Raw genomic sequence first — 19,911 nt, 5'->3', positions numbered from 1 at the left:
ACCGGTCAGCGATGGGCGAATTCCGTGACCTGCTCGCTCGCCAGCACCGACCCGCCCTTGGTGATCGTCAGACCTGCGGGAGAGAGCTGATATTGCGTGCCGTCGGTCGGGTTGGTCGCGGTGAAACCGCCGCCGCCGGTGGGCACCGGGTCGTCGAGTTCGAGGCCGAGACCGTCGCTGGCCCGTGCGCCCTTGTAGTAGTAGCGGTTGTCGCCGGTGTGGCAGATGATCACGCGCGAGCCGGTGGTGCGGGCGATGGTCATCGCGGCGTCGTTGTCGTTGCAGCGCGGGTTGCCGTCGAGGAATCCCTGGCCGTCGGCGCCGGAGACGCTGGACTGCAGCGGCGGCACGGTCGTCCTGGTCGGCGAGGGCGGTGAGGTGGCGACCCGGGTGGTCGGCACGGTCTGACTGACCGTCTCGATCTGCGGCGGCGGCGGAACGACGGCGCCGGTGGTCGTGTTCGGCGGATCGGCCACGGTCTTCTTCTTGTCGTCGCCGACGCTCAGCATCACCCACACGGCGACGCCGACCGCGGCGACCACGATCAGCGCGCCCAGCGCACCGGCCAGGATCGGCGTCGACGAATTGCGTTGCGGTGGCAGCGGTAGCGGCGCGGAGGGGTGGGTGTTGCCACCGACGCGGGTGGGCTGCGGGCCCGCCGTCCGGTAGCCCGGCGGCGGCGTCCACTGCTGCTGCCCAGCGGCGGCAGGCGTGACCACCACCTGCGGCCCCGACACCGTGGGCGGGGGCGGCTCACCGGTGTCCCACGACCGCGGCGCGGGAACCACGGTCGCCGCCGCCACCTGCGGTCCGGGCGCCGTGCTCGGCGCCGATCGCTCGGCCTGCACGAGAGCCGCGCGGGCGGCGCGGGCCAGGTCGCCGGGGGTGGCGTAGCGCTGCTGCGGCCGCTTGGCCATGCCGCGATCGATCACGGCGTCGAAGAAGGCCAGTCCGGGATCGACGGCGCTCGGCCGGGGCGGCGGTGCCATCTGATGCGAGCCGATCGCGCCCGCGAGGCTGTTGACCGGGTACGGAACCCGGCCGACCAGGCTTTCGTAGAGCACGCAGGTGAGGGCGTAGGTGTCCACCGCTGCGGTCATCGGCTGGTCCTCGAACCGCTCCGGCGCCATGTACGCCATCGAGCCGACGGCGCTGCCGGTGCTGGTGAGCTGCGGGTCGGAGTCGGCGTGCGCGATACCGAAATCCACCAGGTAGGCGAACATGTTGCTGGTGAGCAGGATGTTGGCCGGCTTCACGTCGCGGTGGACGAGGCCGATCTCGTGCGCGGCGTCGAGCGCGGCGGCGATCTGCTCGACGACCTGCACCGCCTCACCCGGCGTCAGCCTGCCGTGCTGCTGCAGGCGGTCCTTGAGATCGCTGCCCTTGACCAGGCGCATGTCGATGTAGAGGACCCCGTCGACCTCGCCCCAGTCGTGCACCGGGATGACGTGCGGTTCCTGCACACTCGCCATCGCATGCGATTCCCGCCGGAAGCGCTGCACGTAGACGGGATCCCTGGCCAATTCGCGGTTGAGCACCTTGACGGCGACAGTGCGATTCTTGGAGGTGTCGTAGGCCTCGTAGACCTCCCCCATACCGCCGACTCCGAGGAGCCTGCGCATTTCATAGCGCCCGAACCTCGAGCCCGCCATTGCCCCGCCGGCCATTCCAGCAGGCTACCGGGCGCGGGTTGCTCCTGTCATGTACGACAATGGGGTCGGCGCCCGCGCTGTGACCCCCACCTGGTACCGATAGTCCCGGCTCCGCGTGAGTGTGTGATCTGCGACCCGTAAAGTCGTGTGCAGAACTACGCAAGAAGTCGCGGCACGCCTCGGTGCGCCGTGCAAGGAGCACACGTGTCACTCGATCAGCCACTGGCCCCGCTTCCCCAGGAGGGCATGGGTTTCGCCGCGGCGTGGCCCGTCCGGGCTGGCGACGTGGATCCCTATCAGCGGCTGCGCCTCGACGCGGTGGCGCGGTATCTGCAAGACATCTCCTGGGACGAACTCCAGCAGACGGCATTGCATCGCACCGACCCCACCTGGATCGTGCGCCGCACCGTCATCGACGTCATCCGGCCGGTCACCTGGCCCGACCAGGTGCACCTGACCCGCTGGTGCTCGAGCATGTCGACCCGCTGGACGAACATGCGCACGAGGATCACCAGCGACGGCGGCGGCCTGATCGAGACCGAGGGCTTCTGGATCAATCTCAGCGAATCGAGCAACCTGCCCGCCCGGATCAGCGACGACGGCCTTGCCTACCTGGCCCGATCCACCGACGAGCACCGGCTGCGCTGGCGGCCCTACCTCACCGATCCGGCGCCACGCGAGTCCGACACCGATCTGCCCTTCCCGGTGCGCGCGACCGATATCGACCAGTACAACCACGTCAACCACACCTGCTACTGGCAGGCCGTCGAGCAGTTCCTGGTCGACTACCCGAAGCTGGTCGCCGGACCGCATCGCGCGGTGATCGAGTACGTGGCGCCGGTGCTGGCCCGCGAGCACATCACCGTGCGCGGCCGGTACGAACCGGGCGACCGGACCGGTCAGCAGGTGCTGCGGCTGTGGTTCGTTGTCGGCGGCACGACCACGACCGTCGTGCGGATCATGCCGCTGCCGGAATAGCCCCGGCCCGTTCCCGGACCGGGGCCGTCGGCTAGCCCTTCGCGGCCTTGAGCAGGTCGGCGCGGGTGGTGAACTTGACGCGCGGCCTGCCCGCCGCCTTGCCCGCGGACTTCTCGGCCTGGTCGATGGTCTTCCAGCCCTTGCGGTCGACCAGCTCCGGCTGCCGCTCGGCGAGCAGCGCCTGCAGCGCGGCCCTGTCACCGGTCGGCGCGGTGAGCTTGCCCGCGATGAAGTCCGCGATCACGGCCTCCACGGTCTCCTCGGCGTCGACCCGGTTGGACCCGATCACGCCGCGCGGCCCGCGCTTGATCCAGCCGGACACGTACACGCCAGGCACCGGCTCGGTCGCGTCGATGACCCGGCCGTGCTCGCTGGGCACGATGCCGCGCCGCTCGTCGAACGGCAGGCCCGCGACGGGCACACCGCGGTAACCGATCGAGCGCAGCACCAGCCCGGTGCCGAGCGACTCGGTGTGGTCGGTGGCGGTGGCCACCAATTGCCCGTTCTCCTCGGTCAATTCGTTGTGCGCGAATTCGATCGAGGTGACCTGGTCGTCGCCGTGCACCGCGGTCGGGGTCGCCAGGTAGCGGAAGGCGATCCGCTTGTGCGACGGGTCGTGCTGCACGGTCGAGTACTCCTCGGCGAGCTGGTACTTCAGTCGCAGCGACGGCTCGATGTTCGGGTCGTCGAGGAGGGCGCGGCTGTGCGGGTCCAGCTCCAGGTCGGCCGGGTCGACCACGACGTCGACGCCCTTGAGGTGCGCCAGCGCCAGGAACTCCGGCGTGCTGTAGGCCGCCTGCAGCGGGCCGCGCCTGCCGAGGATCACCACCTCGCGGATATTGCTGCGGCGCAACGCGTCCAGCGCGTGGTCGGCGATGTCGGTCTTGGCGAGCTCGTCCGGGTCGACGGTGAGCACGCGGGCGACATCGAGAGCGACGTTGCCGTTGCCGACGATCACCGCACGCTCGCCGGACAGGTCGAACTCGCGGTCGGCGAAGTCGGGGTGGCCGTTGTACCAGGCGACGAACTCGGTGGCCGAGTGGCTGCCGGGCAGGTCCTCGCCGGGCACGCCGAGCTTGCGATCGCTGGACGCGCCGACGGCGTAGATCACCGCGTGGTGGTGGTCGAGCAGCTCCTGGTGATCGATGTGCTCACCCACCTCGACGTTGAGGTAGTACTGCAGCGTGTCGCGGCGGAAGGCCGATTCGAACATGTTCGCCACGCCCTTGGTACCCGCGTGGTCGGGCGCGACGCCGGCGCGCACCAGGCCCCACGGGGTCGGCAGGCGGTCGAACATCTCGACCTCCACGTCGCTGCGCCGCAGCAGTTCGTCGGCGGCGTAACAGGCCGCCGGGCCCGCGCCGACGATCGCGACGCGCAGGGTCCCCAGCTCCTTGGGCGGACGCGTCGGCGTCGCCAGCGGATCGAAGTTCGACTCCAGCGGGTGACGCTGGAAGTAGGCGGCGTTGATCTCGCGATACCTGGCCAGCGAGGCGAGCAGATCGTCCTCGGAGAAGATGGCGTCCACCGGGCACGCGTCGACACAGGCGCCGCAGTCGATGCAGGTGTCGGGGTCGATGTACAGCATTTCCGCCGTGGCGAACTCCGGCTGATCCGGAGTCGGGCGAATGCAGTCGACCGGGCACTCGGTAACGCAGCTGGCGTCGTTGCAACAACGCTGCGTGATGACGTAGGCCATAGGTGCAGATCCTCGAAATATGTGGTCGGTGGCTCGAGACGCCGTCCGCGACGGGCCCGCGGCGGGTGTGCCACGAACACGTCTACGGTGACGTAGCTTTCAGTGTGCCTCGAGTGTGACCGCGACCTCACCCGCGGTCGGGATTACGGTGGTTCCATGGCGGCGACCCTCATCCTGATGCGGCACGGAAAATCGGCCTACCCCGAGGGCGTGGGCGATCACGCCCGCCCGCTTGCCCCGCGCGGACAACGGGAAGCGGCGCTGGCGGGCGAGTGGCTGCGCGCCACCCAGCCGCCCATCGATGCGGTCCGCTGCTCGACCGCGACGCGTACCAGGCAGACCCTCGCGGCCACCGGCATCGCCGCGCCGGTGGAGTACACCGACGACATCTACGAGGCCAGCCCGCACACCCTGATCGAGCTGATCCAGCTCACCGACGACGCGATCGAGACCCTGCTCGTCGTCGGGCACGTGCCCGGAATCCCGTGGACCGCTTGGGAACTGGCGGCCAACCGCGAGTCCGATCAGGCGACCGAGCTCAGCCGCAAGTTCCCGACCTCGGCGCTGGCCGTCCTCGCATTCGACCGCCCGTGGGCACAGCTGGACCCGGGGTCGGGCGAACTCACGTATTTCCACGTCCCACGCTGAGTGCGGGCTACTTGAGTAGCTTGCCGCCGACGACAATGCCGACCCCCAGGAGCGCGAGCAGTACCAGCGCGACGAAGCCGTTCGTCAGCGCCCACACCACGCCGAGTACCAACACCACCGGGGCCACCGCGATCGCGGTGATCACGGGGCTCTCTTTGACCGTCTCCCAGGCCGAGCGGGCCCTGATCCGGTCGATGTCCTTACCAGCCATGTGATCCACACTACGTTTCTGTCGGTCTTCGGTGCCATGCTGAACCGCATGGATTGGAAAATCGAACTCGTTGCCATCCCGGTCACCGATGTCGATCGGGCCAAGGACTTCTACACCAGTATCGGCTTCAACGCCGATCACGACCACACGCCGAGCCCGGACATCCGCTTCGTCCAGCTCACCCCGCCCGGTTCCGGCTGCTCGATCTGCATCGGCCGCGGCTTGACCAGCGCCGCCCCCGGCAGCGTCGAAGGCATGCAGATGGTCGTGCCCAGCGCGCAGCAGGCCTACGACCAGCTCGTCGCCGCGGGTGTCGAGGCCAGCCCGGTGCAGGACCTGGGCTGGGGACTGTTCACCTTCTTCGCCGACCCCGACGGCAACCGGTGGGCCGTCCAGGAGCTGCCGAAGTACAACTGAGTTCGCTCGGCCCGTGAGAATAAGTCTTGCTTGGAGTGCACTCCAGGTGGATAGCGTCGGTGGGGTTCCACGGGAAGGGACGAGCACGATGGACAAGGACGCGGCCCTGCGCAGCAACAGCGGGGACGACGATCGGGAGCGCCCGAAATACTCGATCGGCGAGGCCGCCGGGCGATCGGGTCTCAGTCGCGACACCCTGCGCTGGTACGAGCGGATCGGGCTGATGGGCTACATCGGCCGCGACCACACCGGCAACCGCCGCTTCAGCGATCGCGACTTGGAGTGGCTGACGCTGATCGGCCGGTTGCGGCTGACCGGCATGCCGGTCGCCGACATGATCCGCTACGCGGAACTGGTGCGGGCAGGCGAGCAGACCTACCCCGAACGGCTCGCGATGTTCCGGCAGACCAGGTCCGACGTGCTCGACAAGATCGCGGAACTACAGCAGACCGTGGCCGTCCTCGACTACAAGATCGCCATCTACGAAGGCCGATCCGAGGTCGGCGGGCCGGCCACGCTCACCGCGTACACGAGTGAAGGAACCGATACATGAGCACCACCGCGACACTGCCCACCGTCACCCTCGGCACCGACGGCCCCGTGGTCGGCGTGCAGGGCCTCGGCTGCATGGGCATCAGCGAGTTCTACGGCGACAGCGACCTGACCGAATCGCGGGCCACCCTCGACCACGCGCTCGAACTCGGCGTCACCTTGTTCGACACCGCCGACGTCTACGGCTCGGGCCACAACGAGGAATTCCTCGCCGACTTCGTCCGGGCCAATCGCGAGAACCTGGTGATCGCCACCAAGTTCGGCATCGTCCGCAAGGCCGACAACCCGACCTTCCGCGGCTTCGACAACTCCCCCGGCTACATCCGCGCGTCCGTCGATGCCAGCCTGCGCAGGCTGGGCATCGACACCATCGACCTGTACTACATGCACCGGCGCGACCCAGCCGTGCCGATCGAGGACACCGTGGGCACGCTGGCCGAACTCGTCGCGGCGGGCAAGGTGCGCGCGCTCGGCCTGTCCGAGGTGACCGGTGACGAACTGCGCGCCGCGCACGCGGTGCACCCGATCGCGGCGTTGCAGTCGGAGTGGTCGCTGTTCTCCCGCGATGTGGAGCGCACAGCCGTACCCGCCGCCGCCGAGCTCGGCGTGGCCTTCGTGCCGTACTCGCCACTGGGCCGCGGCTTCCTCACCGGCGCGTTCCGCACCGCGAAGGACCTGAGCGACAAGGATTTCCGCCAGTTCCAGCCCCGTTTCACCGGCGACAACGCCGAGCACAACGCCGACCTGCTCGCCCCGCTGGCCGCGATCGCCGCGGCCCATGGCATCACCCAGGCCCAGGCCGCGCTGGCGTGGGTGCACGCCCGCGCCGAGGTGCACGGTCTGCCGGTGGTGCCGATCCCCGGCACCCGCAAGCGCGGCAGGCTGGCCGAGAACGTCGCGGCGGCCACGGTCCAGCTCACCGCCGAGGAACTCGCGACGCTCGAGCCGATCGCCGGTCAGGTGGCGGGCAACCGGTATGCCGACATGTCCTTCACCTCAGCGGGCCGGGAGTAGCCGTCGGCGCGCCGCGGTCCTCGGGGCCGCGGCGCGCGGGACTAGCATCGCGAGGGTGACCGAAGTCCCCCAACGCGTGTGGATCGACAAGCAGCACCCGGCGATCTTCAAAGCGCTCAGCGCGACCGCCGCCGAGGTCCGCGCCGCCGCCGCGGCCGCGGGCATCGAACGCAGGCTGATCGAGTTGATCAATCTGCGGGTCTCCCAGATCAACGGCTGCCCGTACTGCCTCGACGTCCACGAACACGCGGGCCTCGGCGCCGGGTTGTCCGCGCAGGAGATCGCGGTGCTGCCCGCGTGGCGGCGCGGCGGCACCTATTCCGCGGCCGACCGGGCCGCGCTCGGGCTGGCCGAGGCGGTCACCACCCTGCCCGACGAGGAGCGCACCGATCGGGAATACGAGATCGCGCGCGAGCATTGGTCCGATGAACAGATCTCGGTGATCGTCTGGATCGCCGTCGCGATCGGTGCGTTCAATCGCGTATCGATCCTGAGCGCGCACCCTGTTCCGGTGCGGAAGGAGCGCAAGAAGATGTCCGAGACCACCCCCGCCCAGCCCGCCTCGACCGAGCCGCAGCCCCGGGTCGCGCGCAACGCGGACAAGAACCGCTACGACGTGTTCTACGACGGCGAACTGGCCGGCTTCGCCGAGTACGTCGAGCGCGACAACGACACCGATTTCGTCCATACCGAGATCGACGGCGCTTTCGCGGGCAAGGGCCTCGGCAGCGTGCTCGCCCGGCACGCCATCGAGGACGTCATCGCGCGCGGGCGCACCATCACCGCGCACTGCCCGTTCATCCGCGGCTGGCTGGACAAGCACCCCGAGTACGACGCGCACGTGGTGGGCAAGGGCATCGCGAAGTGAGCGACCTGGAGGCCGATCCCGCCGAGGCGCTGTGTGAGCCGTCGCCGAGTCCGGGACCGATCGCCGAGCTGTACCCCGCCAGGGAGGTACCGCTCGGCGGCGTCCGCGGCGTGTACGTGGAACGCACACTGCCGCAACGTGATCTGCCGACCGTCGGCGCGTGGTGCTTTCTCGACCGGTTCGGCTCGCCGACCGTCCGGCAGACCGGGGCCTCCCCCGACATCCTGCCCCACCCGCACATCGGCTTGCAGACGGTGACCTGGCCGTTCGACGGCCGGATCCGGCATCGCGATTCGGTGGGCTCCGATGTCGAGATCGAACCGGGTCAGCTGAACCTGATGACCTCCGGCCGCGGCATCGCGCATTCGGAGTTCGGCGTTCCCGGCGCGCACGCGGGCAACGGCCTGCAGCTGTGGATCGCCCTGCCCGGCACCGCGACCGGCGTCGAACCGCATTTCGAGCAGCATCGCGAGCTGCCCGTGTACGAGGAGCCTGGGCTGCGCGCCACCGTCCTGATCGGCTCGCTGGGCGGGGTCACCTCACCGGCGAAGGCCTACACCCCGATCGTGGGGGCCGACATCGTGCTCGATCCCGGTGCCGAGGTGCGGCTGCCGCTGGAACGCGCCTTCGAGCACGCGGTGCTGGTGATCGAGGGCAGCGTCGAGGTCGACGGCACCGAACTCACCCCTGGCCCGCTGCTGTACCTGGGCACCGATCGCGCCGAACTTCGGCTCTCGGCCACCGCCGGTGCGCACTTCGCGCTGATCGGCGGCGAGCCGTTCGCCGAGGAACTGGTGATGTGGTGGAACTTCGTCGGCCGCAGCCACGACGAGATCGTCGCGGCCCGCGAGGCCTGGGAAGCCCACGACACCAGCCGTTTCGGCGAGATCCTCGGGCACGGGCCCGCCGAGCGGATTCCCGCGCCGCCGCTGCCACCGCTGCGGCTGAAGCCACGCAAGCGAGCCACCGGCTGCACCCACCGCTGATCCGGCACCGCCTTCCCCGCGGCGCCGGATCGATCGGTACTCAGCGGCCTTCGGCGAGCAATGCGTCGAGGGCGCGGTAGCTGTCGTTGAGGCCGCCTTCCATACCGGAGGCGAGCATGCCCGCGCATTCCTCGGCGGTGTGGAAGATGCTGTCGGTGACCACACGGGTGCGGCCGTTGCCGAGGTCGACGAAGGTCGTCGAGTCGATCGAGATGTGCGCGGGCATGCCGTCCCATTCGAAGGACTGCACGATCTTCTCCTTCGGGGTGATCTCCCGGAAGCGGCCCTCGAAACCGTAGGACTCGTCGCCTTCGTGCTCGACGAAGCGCCAGTGCCCGCCCTTGCGGAATTCCCAGCGCTCGACGTCGACCACGTGGCCGCGGCCCCACCAGCGCGAGAGCTGCTCGATCCGGCTGTAGGCGTTCCACACCCGGTCCAGCGGTGCGTCGAAATCGCGTTCGATGTGGACTTCGCGGTCCGAGGTCGAGGTGATGACCGCGTCGTTGGTGGTTGTGCTCATTGCTCTGTCTCCGATCGTTGCAGGAATTCACCGAGACGGTCCATCCGGGCTTCGAGCATCTGCCGATAGCCCTGCATCCAGGCCACCTCCCGATCGAAGACGTGCTCGCCGATCCGGCAGTACCGGACCCGCCCACGCTTCTCGGTGACCACCATGCCCGCGTCCTCGAGCAACCCGATGTGCTTCTTGATGCCGGTCAGGGTCATCTCGAACCGCTCGGCCAACTCGCTGATACTCGCGGGCCCACGACCGAGGTGCTCGAGTATCCCCCGCCGGGTGGGGTCCGCGAGCGCCCCGAACGAGGCATCCAGGAAGTCATACTGAACCATCTAGTTCAGTATTGCGCGCGTCGGCGGTGGGCGTCAAGGGCGCGCCGGAGATTTCCGAAAACCCCGGATGCCCTCCGGGATTCACTACTCGAGCGCTGGTACGTGCCCGGCCTGCCGTGCATCGGCGATGCCGCGCACACGATGTCGCCGGTCGGCGGCGTCGGCGTCGATCTCGCCGTGCAGGATGCCGTCGCGGCCGCGCGCGTTCTGGCCCGGCCTCTGCTCGACGGCACCGGATTTCACACGCCGCGCACCGGTCGGGGCAGACCGGCCTTCCCCGACCCACTGACCGCGCACCGCCGCCTCGGCGCTCGGACCGGAAGGTCGACCGCGCCCTGTGATCGTCGTTACGCCGGCGCCGAGCGGCCTCGCGACAGCTTCCCGAAAACTCCTCCAGCGGTTAGGTTTGCCGCGATGACCGGGCGTATCCGGTTCGGGTGAAGCAGCAGGAGGCTTGCGGGATGAAGTTCGGCACTGTGGTTGGCGCGGCTTTGCTGGCGGTGGGGGTCACCTTGTCGGCCACGGGGATCGGTGCCGCCGAGCCCGCTCCGGTGGTCGCCCAGGCCGGCTCCGAGGCGCTGCCCTCGCTGCGCAGTGTCGACCGGGGCGTGAACTACCAGGTCGGCGTGTCCGAGGATCGGCGTGCCGCGGTGACGACGCTCGACGCGGGACAGTTCCAGCTCGTGCACGACGCCAAGGTCGTCACGGTCACCGACGCCTCCGGCGCGGTGATCGCCGCGCTGCCGATGGTCGTGCGCCTCGGTGAGCACTCCGTGCCGCTCACCCCCGCGATCGACGAGTCGGGCACGCGTCTCACCCTCACCCCGGTCGGCGAGGCCGATGCGCCGGTGCGCGAGATCAGCGCCCAGGAGCAGTTCTACGCCGAGACGCAGCGTCTGCAGCCGCAGATCATCCAGGGCGCGGCGATCGGGGCGGCCATCGGCTTCGTTCTCGGCTTCCCGCTCGGGCTGTTCGTCCTCGACTTCATCACCGTCCCGGTCGCGACCGTGGCGGGCGCCGCGATCGGCGCGATGGCCGGGTACGCGATGGCAGGCGGGCAGCCTGCGATCGATACCGCGCTCGCCTACGTCACCGGGGCGCCCTGAGCATCGACCGGCACCAGCTACCGTGGTCAGGAGGAGACTCCGCATGTTGTGAGTGGGTGGTGAGAGACGTGTTCGACCCGCTGGCCGAGATCGACCGGGCCCTGGCCGAGCAGGCCGGATGGACGTGGTTCGACGACTACCTGCTGTACACGTGCGGGGTGGCCGAGCTGATCGCGAGCGGGCGGGTCGCACAGATCCCGTCCACCGCGACGCGGGTCCGGCTGGAGCCCGGCGAGACCTGTCTGGCCGACGGCGGGGTCCAGTGGTTCACCTGGCGTGGCGTCGGGGACGGTCGATGGACGCGGGGCCGGGTGCGCGCCGACGGGCAGACGCCGCTCGGCGCTGTCGCGCACCTGGGCAATGGGGTGCGCAACGAGACCAGGCGGTCGCGGGCCGAGGCGGCGGCGCAACCGCGATGGATCGCCGAACGGCCGGGGTCGGCGATGATCTCGAATCGGCGGATTCACCTGGCGAATCCGGAGCGGTCGTTCTCGCTGTACTGGTCGGCGCTGGAGAGCGTCGACCTCACCGCGCCCGACCTGGTCGGCTGCCGGTTCCCGGACCACAACGGCACCATGCAGCAACTGCAGATCCGCAGTGCGTGGGCGCCGCTGATCTTCGTCACCGCGGCACTGCAGCACTTTCCGCATCATCCGCTGCTGCGGACCGGGACGTGGCTGCCCGCCGGTTTCGAGGACAAGTGTCATCTGGCGGGCAAGAAGTGCCCGAAGGTGCGCGGGCTCTAGCGTTGCCGCGCCCGGTAGGCCGCGACGGCATTGCGGTTGCCGCAGGCGGTGCTGCAGTAGCGGCGGGAACGGTTGCGCGACAGGTCGAGAACCAGACCTTCGCAGGTGTCGTCGGCGCAGATCGACAGGCGGCTCAGGTCGTCGGCGCGGATCAGGTCGATCATCGCCATCGCTGTCTCGACGGCGATGCGGACCGGTAGCGGGGCCTCGGGCGGGACGGCGTGCACGTGGTAGTCGACGTCGCCGTGCCGGACCAGCTGCGGAACAGCGCGGTGCTCGGCGAGGGTCTCGTTCACCAGGGTGACCGCGGTGTCGCGGTCGCTCATCAGCATGCGGCGCAGCGGGGCGCGTAAGGCCCGCACGGCGGTCAGTTCCGCGGCGTCGCCGGTATGCACGCCGGTGTAGACGTGCCGGTCGAAGAACTCGTCGAGCTGGGCGGTCTCGGTCAGCGTGTCGGGGTCTTCGGCGGAGTTGACCAGTTCGACCGCCGCCAGCAGCGCCGCCTCGGTGTCATGAGCGAAAACCACGTTGACATATTACCGCAGCCTCCTTACCGTCATTAGTCATGGCGACTTTGACTCATGACGGACTGGCGAGCAGCCGGATCCGCACCGGCCTGCTCTTCGCGCTGGCCTCCGCCACCTCGTTCGGCCTGTCCGGTCCACTCGCGCGCGGCCTGATGAACGCGGGCTGGAGCGCGGCCGCCGTGGTCGCCGCGCGCGTTCTGCTCGCCGGAGTCGTCCTGCTCCCCGTCGCCCTCCCCCAGATACGCGGCAACTGGAACCTGGTGCGCGCCAACGCGACCCTGATCGTGCTGTACGGACTGCTCGCCGTCGCGGGCACCCAGCTGGCCTATTTCAACGCCGTCGCGCACATGGAGGTCGGCGCCGCGCTGCTGATCGAGTACACGGCGCCGATCGCCGTCGTCGGCTGGATGTGGGCGCGGCACCGCCAGCAGCCCGGCGCGGCCACCCTCGCCGGCGCCGCACTCGGCATCACCGGACTGCTGCTCGTGCTCGACATTCTCGCCGGGGTGTCGACCGATCCGATCGGCATCACCTGGGCGCTGGCCGCGATGATCGGCGCCGCGGCGTATTTCGTGCTCTCCGCCCAGGGTGGCGAGCTGCCCGGCACGGTCCTCGCCGCGGGCGGTCTGCTGATCGGCGGGGTCACGCTGATACTGGCCGGAGTGGTCGGCATCGTGCCACTGCACGCCACCACCGCGACGGTCGTGTTCGACGACTTCAGCACCCCATGGTGGGTCCCGATCCTGTTGATCGGCATCGTCACCGCCGCGATCGCCTACGTCACCGGCATCGCCGCCACCCGCCGCCTTGGTTCCCGACTGGCCTCGTTCGTCGCACTCACCGAGGTGCTGGCCGCGCTGCTGTTCGCCTGGGCGCTGCTCGGCGAGGCGCCCCGGCCGATCCAATTGCTCGGCGGGGCACTGATTCTCCTCGGTGTGATCATCGTCCGCCTCGGGGAGCCCGAACCGCTACCGGTCGGCGATCCCGAGGCGCGGGCCGTCGCCGAGGTCCCGGCCCGGCCCGAGGCCTGACCTACCAGCGGTAGTCGAGGAACTTGCCGTCGAGGGTGATCACGACGCGGTCGCCGTCGGGATGCGGGCGGCGGGCGATGTCGATGTTGAAGTTGATGGCGCTCATGATGCCGTCGCCGAATTCCTCATGGATCAACGCCTTGAGCGCCGGGCCGTAGACCGAGACCGCCTCGACGAGGCGATAGATGGTGGGATCGGCCAGTTGCGCCGGGTCGGCGCCGCGCGAGGGCTGCAGGCGCAGGCTCTCGGCGACGGTCTCGTCGAGGTCGAGGAGCGCGCAGACAGCGGCCGCCTGCTCCTCGCTCATCGGGTGCTGACCGAGCAGGGCCGCCGTCGTCCAGACCAGCGGCGCACCCAGCGATTCCGCGATGGCGGCCCAGGTCAGGCCTTTGCGGATGCGGGCGGCGACGACGAGATCGGCGGCGGCGGACTTGCTCATGATCGGTTGCATACGGGCTCCTCGGTCGGGGACCTCGCCAGCCTGCCATCCGCCCGCCCGAGCCCGCCATAGTGGAATACCACTATTTACCCGGAGGCAACTTCCGGTGATCGCGAGGCAACCTCGACGGCGAAAACTACTGTGCTGGAATCACTACGAAGGGGTCGCATGTCGTATCTCAAACCAGCGGACTTCGTCGAGAAGATGATCGACGCGGGCGAAGCCAAGGCATTCATGTCCACCCGGGACACCGTGATCCGCGCCTATATGGCGGGCGCGATCCTCGCTCTCGCGGCGGCGTTCGCGGTCACCATCACCGTCAACACCGGCCAGCCGCTGCTGGGCGCCGTGCTCTTCCCGGTTGGCTTCTGCATGCTGTACCTGCTCGGATTCGACCTGCTCACCGGCGTTTTCACGCTGGTGCCGCTGGCCCTGCTCGACAAACGCCGCGGCGTCACCGTGCGCTCGATGCTGCGCAACTGGAGCCTGGTCTTCGTCGGCAACTTCGCCGGCGCGTTCACCGTCGCCGTGATGATGGCGATCATCCTGACCATGGGCTTCTCCGTGGACCCGAGCGCCGTCGGCCAGAAACTCGGCGAGATCGGCGAGTCCCGCACCCTCGGCTACGCCGAATACGGCGCCGCGGGCATGCTCACCCTCTTCATCCGCGCCGTCCTGTGCAACTGGATGGTCTCCACCGGCGTGGTCGCCGCCATGATGTCCACCTCGGTCTCCGGCAAGGTGATCGCCATGTGGATGCCCATCATGCTCTTCTTCTACATGGGCTTCGAACACTCCATCGTCAACATGTTCCTGTTCCCCTCCGGCCTCCTCCTCGGCGGCGACTTCTCCCTCACCGACTACCTCATCTGGAACGAAATCCCCACCGTGGTAGGCAACCTCGTAGGCGGCCTCACCTTCGTAGGCCTAACCCTCTACGCCACCCACGCCCGCACCGCCCCCTCCCGCCAACCCGCCGAATCCACCACCGACTAACCGATGCCTCAGCTCGGTTCATGCTCGATGACTGGCGCACGTAATTGGCGTGAGGTGAAATGAGAAGGCCACCGGTTGCATCCGGAACCTTGCTCGCCTGATCCAGCCTGCGGGCTGCTGCGCCCTCCGCACCACCACGCGACCGCCGCTACGAACGCGCAAGCCGACTAGGGCACCGGCGGCATCGCCGTGCACAACGTCCTCGGCTGGATGCTGCAATCGCTACCCGGCTCGGCGGAATGACCTCGTCAAGCGGTTCTAACAAGCGGACGAGGCCGCTATTCTGGATGACCCGATGCGGCAACGACCCTGGTGGTGACAGTGCACGATCCGATGGCAGACGTCGAACGGGCGCTGGCCGCGCAGGTCGGCTGGAATTGGGTCGACGACCACCTGGTCTACGCCTGCGAGATGTTGTCGCGGCTGCGGGCGGGCGGCATCGCGGCGCTCGAGCCGTATCCGACGTCGATCCTGATGGACGACCAGGAGACCTGCTTCGGTGAAGGCTCGGGCGTGTGGGCGGCGTTTCGCAGCCCTGAGCTGCCACCGCCACCGCCACCGCCGATCGCCCCACCGGTGATCGCCGCTGTCACACCGACCACCCCGGTCTTCGTACCGCCGCGCGGCAGCTCGCGCCGCGACATTCAGCGGGCACGCACGGCCGCCAATGCCGCGGCCTTCAACGCCCGACAACGAAGCGAGCAAATGGCGGTTCAGATGGTTCGGGCGGCGGCCGAGGCCGCACGCGTGGCGAACGCCGCGGCGGCCGCGGCCCGCAGTCAGGCGATGCAGCCACGCTGGATACCGGAGCCGAGCGGCCGCATCACCGTCACGAATCGTCGAATTCACCTCACCAACCAATATCGCTCATCCCCGATCCCGCTCACGGCGTTGGAGCACATCGAGTTGACCCAACCCGACCGGCTGCGAATCCGATTCACCGAGGCGGCCACATCGCATTACCTCGAATTGGCGACACCGTGGGCGGCACCGGCGTTCCTTGTCGCCAGCCAAGCGAGATTCCCCCATCACCCGCAACTGATCAGCGGCTCGTGGCTACCCCACGGCTTCGAGGAACGCTGTCACATCGCGGGCAAAGCCTGCCCGCGAGTCCGCTGACCCAGATACGACGAACGCCCCGCTCCAGTAAGGAGCGGGGCGTTCGGGTTACTGCTTAGCGGTAGTCGCTGAAGCCGTAGTCGTCCAGCGGCACTGCGGCGCCGGTGGAGGCGCCGAAGCTGTCCGGCGAGTAGTAGGTGTCGTCGTAGGACGGCACCGCGTACGCGGCGGCGCGGGCTTCTTCGGTCGGCTGCACCTGGATGTTGCGGTAGCGGTTGATACCGGTACCGGCCGGGATGAGCTTACCGATGATCACGTTCTCCTTCAGGCCGATCAGCTTGTCGGAGCGGCAGTTGATGGCCGCGTCCGTCAGCACTCGGGTGGTCTCCTGGAAGGAGGCCGCCGACAGCCACGAATCGGTGGCCAGCGACGCCTTGGTGATACCCATCAGCACCGGACGGCCGGAGGCGGGCTCGCCACCCTCGGCCACCACGCGACGGTTCGAGTTCTCGAACTCGGCACGCTCGGTGAGCGAACCGGGCAGGAACTCGGTCGCACCCGAATCGATGATCGTCACGCGACGCAGCATCTGGCGCACGATGACCTCGATGTGCTTGTCGTGGATCGACACACCCTGCGAGCGGTAGACCTCCTGGACCTCGTGGACCAGGTGGACCTGCACCTGACGGGGACCCATCACGCGCAGCACCTCGTGCGGATCGGCAGCGCCCTCGAGCAGCTGCTGACCCACCTCCACGTGGTCACCGTCGGCCAGCAGGCGCTCGGTGCCGTCGTCGTGCTTGAACACACGCAGACGCTGACGCTTCGAGAGCTTGTCGTAGACGACTTCGTCCGACCCGTCATCAGGGATGATCGTGATCTTGTAGAAGCGGTCGTCGTCCTCGAGGCGCACCCGGCCCGAGACCTCCGCGATCGGCGCCTTGCCCTTGGGGACACGGGCCTCGAAGAGCTCCTGGACACGCGGCAGACCACCGGTGATGTCGTCACCCGCGACACCACCCTGGTGGAAGGTACGCATGGTCAGCTGGGTACCCGGCTCACCGATGGACTGGGCGGCGACGATGCCGACGGCCTCGCCGATGTCGACCAGCTTGCCGGTGGCCATCGAACGGCCGTAGCAGGTGGCGCAGACGCCGGTGCCGGTGGTGCAGGTCAGCACGGAGCGGACCTTCACCTCGGTGATACCGGCCTCGAGCAGCGCCTCCAGGGCCGGGTCGCCGAGATCGGCGCCCTTGGCCACGACGACGTTGCCGTTCGCGTCGACCGCGTCGGTCGCCAGGGTGCGAGCGTAGGTCGAGGTTTCGACGTGTGCGTCCCGGATGAGCGAGCCGTCGGCCTGCTTCTCCGCGATCGGCACGACAATGCCGCGCTCGGTGCCACAGTCGTGCTCGCGCACGATGACGTCCTGCGAGACGTCCACCAGACGACGGGTCAGGTAACCCGAGTCGGCGGTACGCAGCGCGGTGTCGGCCAGACCCTTACGAGCACCGTGGGTGTTGATGAAGTACTCGAGCACGGTCAGGCCCTCACGGAAGGAGGACTTGATCGGGCGCGGGATGAACTCACCCTTGGGGTTCGTCACCAGACCCTTCATACCGGCGAGGGTACGAGTCTGGGTGAAGTTACCGGTCGCACCCGAGTCGACGATCGTGATGATCGGGTTGTCGGCCGGGTAGTGCGAACGCAGCGCCGTACCGACCTCTTCGGTCGCTTCCTGCCAGATCTTGACCAGGGCGTTGTTGCGCTCCTGGTGATCGAGCGCACCACGCTGGTACTTCTTCTCGATCTGATCCGCCATGGCCTCGTACCGCTCCATGATGTCGGCCTTCTCCGGCGGAACGAGCACGTCCGACATGGAGACGGTGACACCCGAACGCGTGGCCCAGTAGAAGCCGGCGTCCTTGAGCTTGTCGACGGTCTGCGCGACGACGATCATCGGGTAGCGCTCGGCCAGATCGTTGATGATCGTGGCCTGCCGCTTCTTCGGCATCGGCTCGTTGATGAACGCGTAGTCCGCCGGGAGCAGATCGTTGAACAGCACGCGACCGAGGGTGGTCTCGGCCAGCCACGCGTCACCGCGGTGCCAGCCCTCCGGGAAGAGCTCCGCCTCGATCTCGCGCGGCGGGCGCTGCTCGGTCAGCCGCACCTTGATCATCGAACGCACGGTGAGCTCACCGCGGTCGACGGCCATCTGGGCCTCGGCCGGCGAGGAGTACACGCCGTACTCCGGCTCGTCCTTGCCGCCGGCCCGGTAGGTGCCGACGCCCTTCTCGTCGAGACGAGTCAGGTAGAACAGGCCGGTCACCATGTCCAGACGCGGCATCGCCAGCGGGCGACCCGACGCCGGGGACAGGATGTTGTTCGACGACAGCATCAGGATGCGCGCCTCGGCCTGCGCCTCCGCCGACAGCGGCAGGTGCACGGCCATCTGGTCACCGTCGAAGTCGGCGTTGAACGCCTCACAGACGAGCGGGTGCAGCTGGATGGCCTTGCCTTCGACCAGCTGGGGCTCGAAGGCCTGGATACCCAGGCGGTGCAGGGTGGGCGCGCGGTTCAGCAGCACCGGGTGCTCGGCGATGACCTCTTCGAGGACATCCCACACCTGGGGACGCTGACGCTCGACCATCCGCTTGGCGGACTTGATGTTCTGCGCGTGGTTGAGATCGACCAGACGCTTCATGACGAACGGCTTGAACAGCTCGAGCGCCATCAGCTTCGGCAGACCGCACTGGTGCAGCTTGAGCTGCGGGCCGACGACGATGACCGAACGGCCCGAGTAGTCGACACGCTTGCCGAGCAGGTTCTGACGGAAACGACCCTGCTTGCCCTTGAGCAGATCGCTCAGCGACTTCAGCGGGCGGTTACCCGGTCCGGTGACCGGACGGCCACGACGGCCGTTGTCGAACAGCGCGTCGACCGACTCCTGCAGCATCCGCTTCTCGTTGTTGACGATGATCTCGGGCGCACCCAGATCGATCAGTCGCTTGAGGCGGTTGTTGCGGTTGATCACGCGGCGGTACAGGTCGTTCAGGTCGGAGGTGGCGAAACGGCCACCGTCGAGCTGAACCATCGGGCGCAGCTCCGGCGGGATCACCGGAACGGCGTCGAGCACCATGCCCATGGGCGAGTTGCCGTTGGCCTGGAAGGCCGCGACGACCTTGAGCCGCTTGAGCGCGCGCAGCTTCTTCTGGCCCTTGCCCGAGCGAATGGTCTCGCGCAGGTTCTCGGCCTCGGCGTCGATGTCGAAGTTCTCCATCAGCTTCTGGATGGACTCCGCACCCATGGCGCCGGTGAAGTACTCGCCGTAGCGGTCGACGAGCTCGCGGTAGAGCACCTCGTCGACGATGAGCTGCTTGACCGACAGCTTGGTGAAGGTCGTCCAGATCTCGTCGAGGCGGTCCAGCTCACGCTGGGCGCGGTCGCGCAGCTGACGCATTTCGCGCTCGCCGCCGTCCTTGACCTTGCGACGCACGTCGGACTTGGCGCCCTCGGCTTCCAGCTCGGCCAGGTCGGCCTCGAGCTTCTGCGCGCGGGCCTCGAGATCGGCGTCGCGCTGATCGGCGACGGCCTTCTTCTCGACCTCCATCTCGGCCTCGAGGGTGCTGAGCTCGTTGTGGCGCAGCTCCTCGTCGACACCGACGATGACGTAGGCGGCGAAGTAGATGATCTTCTCGAGATCCTTCGGCGCCAGATCCAGCAGGTAGCCCAGGCGCGACGGAACACCCTTGAAGTACCAGATGTGAGTGACCGGTGCGGCCAGCTCGATGTGGCCCATCCGCTCACGACGCACCTTGGCGCGAGTCACCTCGACGCCACAGCGCTCACAGATGATGCCCTTGAAGCGGACGCGCTTGTACTTGCCGCAGTAGCACTCCCAGTCCCGGGTGGGGCCGAAGATCTTCTCGCAGAAGAGCCCGTCCTTCTCCGGCTTGAGCGTGCGGTAGTTGATGGTCTCCGGCTTCTTGACCTCGCCATAGCTCCACTGGCGGATGTCTTCAGCGGTGGCCAGGCCGATCCGGAGTTCATCGAAGAAGTTGACGTCTAGCACGTAACTTCCTTTCCCCTGTTCGGGTCGAATTCGAGCAAAAAGTTCACTAGTTATCGATCGCGGG

The 19,911-nt window shown here is 68.4% G+C and carries 20 protein-coding genes and 2 pseudogenes; 14 read left to right on the top strand and 8 right to left on the bottom strand.

Annotated features, from left to right (window positions below; translation table 11 throughout):
- Positions 1-5 precede the first annotated feature (5 nt).
- Positions 6-1,667 carry a serine/threonine-protein kinase gene (locus IEY60_RS08010; RefSeq protein WP_189025648.1) on the bottom strand — a complete coding sequence of 554 codons (1,662 nt, stop codon included), beginning with the start codon at positions 1,665-1,667 and terminating at the stop codon, positions 6-8.
- A 189-nt stretch (positions 1,668-1,856) separates the two neighbouring features.
- On the opposite strand from IEY60_RS08010, the gene IEY60_RS08005 reads away from it, so the two are divergent.
- Complete coding sequence (locus IEY60_RS08005) at positions 1,857-2,630, top strand: acyl-[acyl-carrier-protein] thioesterase (protein WP_189025646.1); 774 nt, start codon at positions 1,857-1,859, stop codon at positions 2,628-2,630.
- A gap of 31 nt (positions 2,631-2,661) precedes the next feature.
- Here the strand turns inward: IEY60_RS08005 and IEY60_RS08000 are convergent, their stop codons facing one another.
- Positions 2,662-4,329: an FAD-dependent oxidoreductase gene (locus tag IEY60_RS08000; protein ID WP_189025644.1), complete on the bottom strand. Its 1,668-nt coding sequence runs from the start codon at positions 4,327-4,329 to the stop codon at positions 2,662-2,664.
- 156 nt (positions 4,330-4,485) lie between these two features.
- Between IEY60_RS08000 and IEY60_RS07995 the strand changes: the two genes are divergently transcribed.
- Positions 4,486-4,977, top strand: coding sequence for a SixA phosphatase family protein (locus tag IEY60_RS07995; RefSeq protein WP_189025642.1), 492 nt, complete (start codon positions 4,486-4,488; stop codon positions 4,975-4,977).
- A 7-nt stretch (positions 4,978-4,984) separates the two neighbouring features.
- On the opposite strand, the gene IEY60_RS07990 is transcribed toward IEY60_RS07995, so the two are convergent.
- Positions 4,985-5,188 carry a hypothetical protein gene (locus tag IEY60_RS07990; protein ID WP_189025640.1) on the bottom strand — a complete coding sequence of 68 codons (204 nt, stop codon included), beginning with the start codon at positions 5,186-5,188 and terminating at the stop codon, positions 4,985-4,987.
- A gap of 48 nt (positions 5,189-5,236) precedes the next feature.
- Between IEY60_RS07990 and IEY60_RS07985 the strand changes: the two genes are divergently transcribed.
- From IEY60_RS07985 to IEY60_RS07965, 6 genes and pseudogenes are all read left to right on the top strand, one after another.
- Complete coding sequence (locus IEY60_RS07985; RefSeq protein WP_189025638.1) at positions 5,237-5,605, top strand: VOC family protein; 369 nt, start codon at positions 5,237-5,239, stop codon at positions 5,603-5,605.
- Positions 5,606-5,693: 88 nt separating this feature from the next.
- Entirely contained in the window at positions 5,694-6,158 is a 465-nt protein-coding gene (locus IEY60_RS07980) for a MerR family transcriptional regulator (protein ID WP_189025636.1), read from the top strand.
- The gene (locus IEY60_RS07975) at positions 6,155-7,171 is read left to right on the top strand and encodes an aldo/keto reductase (RefSeq protein WP_189025634.1); all 1,017 of its coding nucleotides are present in this window, start codon (positions 6,155-6,157) and stop codon (positions 7,169-7,171) included. The genes IEY60_RS07980 and IEY60_RS07975 overlap by 4 nt, the downstream gene beginning before the upstream one ends.
- A gap of 55 nt (positions 7,172-7,226) precedes the next feature.
- Positions 7,227-7,688 (top strand): annotated as a pseudogene (locus tag IEY60_RS35580) (carboxymuconolactone decarboxylase family protein); the annotation flags it as partial.
- A 15-nt stretch (positions 7,689-7,703) separates the two neighbouring features.
- Entirely contained in the window at positions 7,704-8,039 is a 336-nt protein-coding gene (locus IEY60_RS35575; protein ID WP_229739750.1) for a GNAT family N-acetyltransferase, read from the top strand.
- Entirely contained in the window at positions 8,036-9,025 is a 990-nt protein-coding gene (locus IEY60_RS07965; RefSeq protein WP_189025630.1) for a pirin family protein, read from the top strand. Before IEY60_RS35575 ends, IEY60_RS07965 begins: the two co-directional genes overlap by 4 nt.
- Positions 9,026-9,065: 40 nt before the next feature.
- Here the strand turns inward: IEY60_RS07965 and IEY60_RS07960 are convergent, their stop codons facing one another.
- Together IEY60_RS07960 and IEY60_RS07955 are read right to left on the bottom strand one after the other, a co-directional pair.
- A complete protein-coding gene (locus tag IEY60_RS07960; protein ID WP_189025628.1) occupies positions 9,066-9,545 on the bottom strand; it encodes an SRPBCC family protein in 480 nt (159 codons plus the stop codon).
- Positions 9,542-9,874, bottom strand: a complete 333-nt coding sequence (locus tag IEY60_RS07955; RefSeq protein WP_189025626.1) for an ArsR/SmtB family transcription factor — start codon at positions 9,872-9,874, stop codon at positions 9,542-9,544. The genes IEY60_RS07960 and IEY60_RS07955 overlap by 4 nt, the downstream gene beginning before the upstream one ends.
- 84 nt (positions 9,875-9,958) lie before the next feature.
- On the opposite strand from IEY60_RS07955, the pseudogene IEY60_RS35570 reads away from it, so the two are divergent.
- From IEY60_RS35570 to IEY60_RS07940, 3 genes and pseudogenes are all read left to right on the top strand, one after another.
- Positions 9,959-10,096, top strand: a pseudogene (locus tag IEY60_RS35570) (FAD-dependent monooxygenase); the annotation flags it as partial.
- A gap of 239 nt (positions 10,097-10,335) precedes the next feature.
- A complete protein-coding gene (locus IEY60_RS07945) occupies positions 10,336-10,980 on the top strand; it encodes a DUF8020 domain-containing protein (protein WP_189025624.1) in 645 nt (214 codons plus the stop codon).
- Between the two features lie 59 nt (positions 10,981-11,039).
- Entirely contained in the window at positions 11,040-11,726 is a 687-nt protein-coding gene (locus IEY60_RS07940) for a hypothetical protein (RefSeq protein WP_189025622.1), read from the top strand.
- Here IEY60_RS07940 and IEY60_RS07935 read toward each other — a convergent pair.
- Complete coding sequence (locus tag IEY60_RS07935; RefSeq protein WP_189025620.1) at positions 11,723-12,253, bottom strand: CGNR zinc finger domain-containing protein; 531 nt, start codon at positions 12,251-12,253, stop codon at positions 11,723-11,725. The genes IEY60_RS07940 and IEY60_RS07935 overlap by 4 nt on opposite strands.
- A 38-nt stretch (positions 12,254-12,291) precedes the next feature.
- Here IEY60_RS07935 and IEY60_RS07930 point away from each other — a divergent pair, with 38 nt between their 5' ends.
- Positions 12,292-13,284, top strand: coding sequence for an EamA family transporter (locus IEY60_RS07930; RefSeq protein WP_189025618.1), 993 nt, complete (start codon positions 12,292-12,294; stop codon positions 13,282-13,284).
- A gap of 1 nt (position 13,285) precedes the next feature.
- Here IEY60_RS07930 and cynS read toward each other — a convergent pair whose 3' ends face one another.
- Positions 13,286-13,735, bottom strand: coding sequence for a cyanase (cynS, locus tag IEY60_RS07925; protein ID WP_189025616.1), 450 nt, complete (start codon positions 13,733-13,735; stop codon positions 13,286-13,288).
- A gap of 156 nt (positions 13,736-13,891) precedes the next feature.
- Between cynS and IEY60_RS07920 the strand changes: the two genes are divergently transcribed.
- Both IEY60_RS07920 and IEY60_RS07915 read left to right on the top strand, forming a co-directional pair.
- Positions 13,892-14,719 (top strand): formate/nitrite transporter family protein, encoded by an 828-nt coding sequence (locus IEY60_RS07920; RefSeq protein ID WP_189025614.1) that lies wholly within the window; start codon positions 13,892-13,894, stop codon positions 14,717-14,719.
- Positions 14,720-15,052: 333 nt separating this feature from the next.
- Complete coding sequence (locus IEY60_RS07915; RefSeq protein ID WP_189025612.1) at positions 15,053-15,838, top strand: hypothetical protein; 786 nt, start codon at positions 15,053-15,055, stop codon at positions 15,836-15,838.
- A gap of 55 nt (positions 15,839-15,893) precedes the next feature.
- On the opposite strand, the gene IEY60_RS07910 is transcribed toward IEY60_RS07915, so the two are convergent.
- On the bottom strand, positions 15,894-19,847 hold the full coding sequence (locus tag IEY60_RS07910; protein WP_189025610.1) for a DNA-directed RNA polymerase subunit beta': 3,954 nt from the start codon (positions 19,845-19,847) through the stop codon (positions 15,894-15,896).
- Positions 19,848-19,911 lie beyond the last annotated feature (64 nt).

Origin of the sequence: Nocardia rhizosphaerihabitans (assembly GCF_014646295.1) — a bacterium.
Taxonomy (GTDB): Bacteria; Actinomycetota; Actinomycetes; order Mycobacteriales; family Mycobacteriaceae; genus Nocardia; species Nocardia rhizosphaerihabitans.
This window is presented reverse-complemented; position numbering and strand designations above follow the sequence as displayed.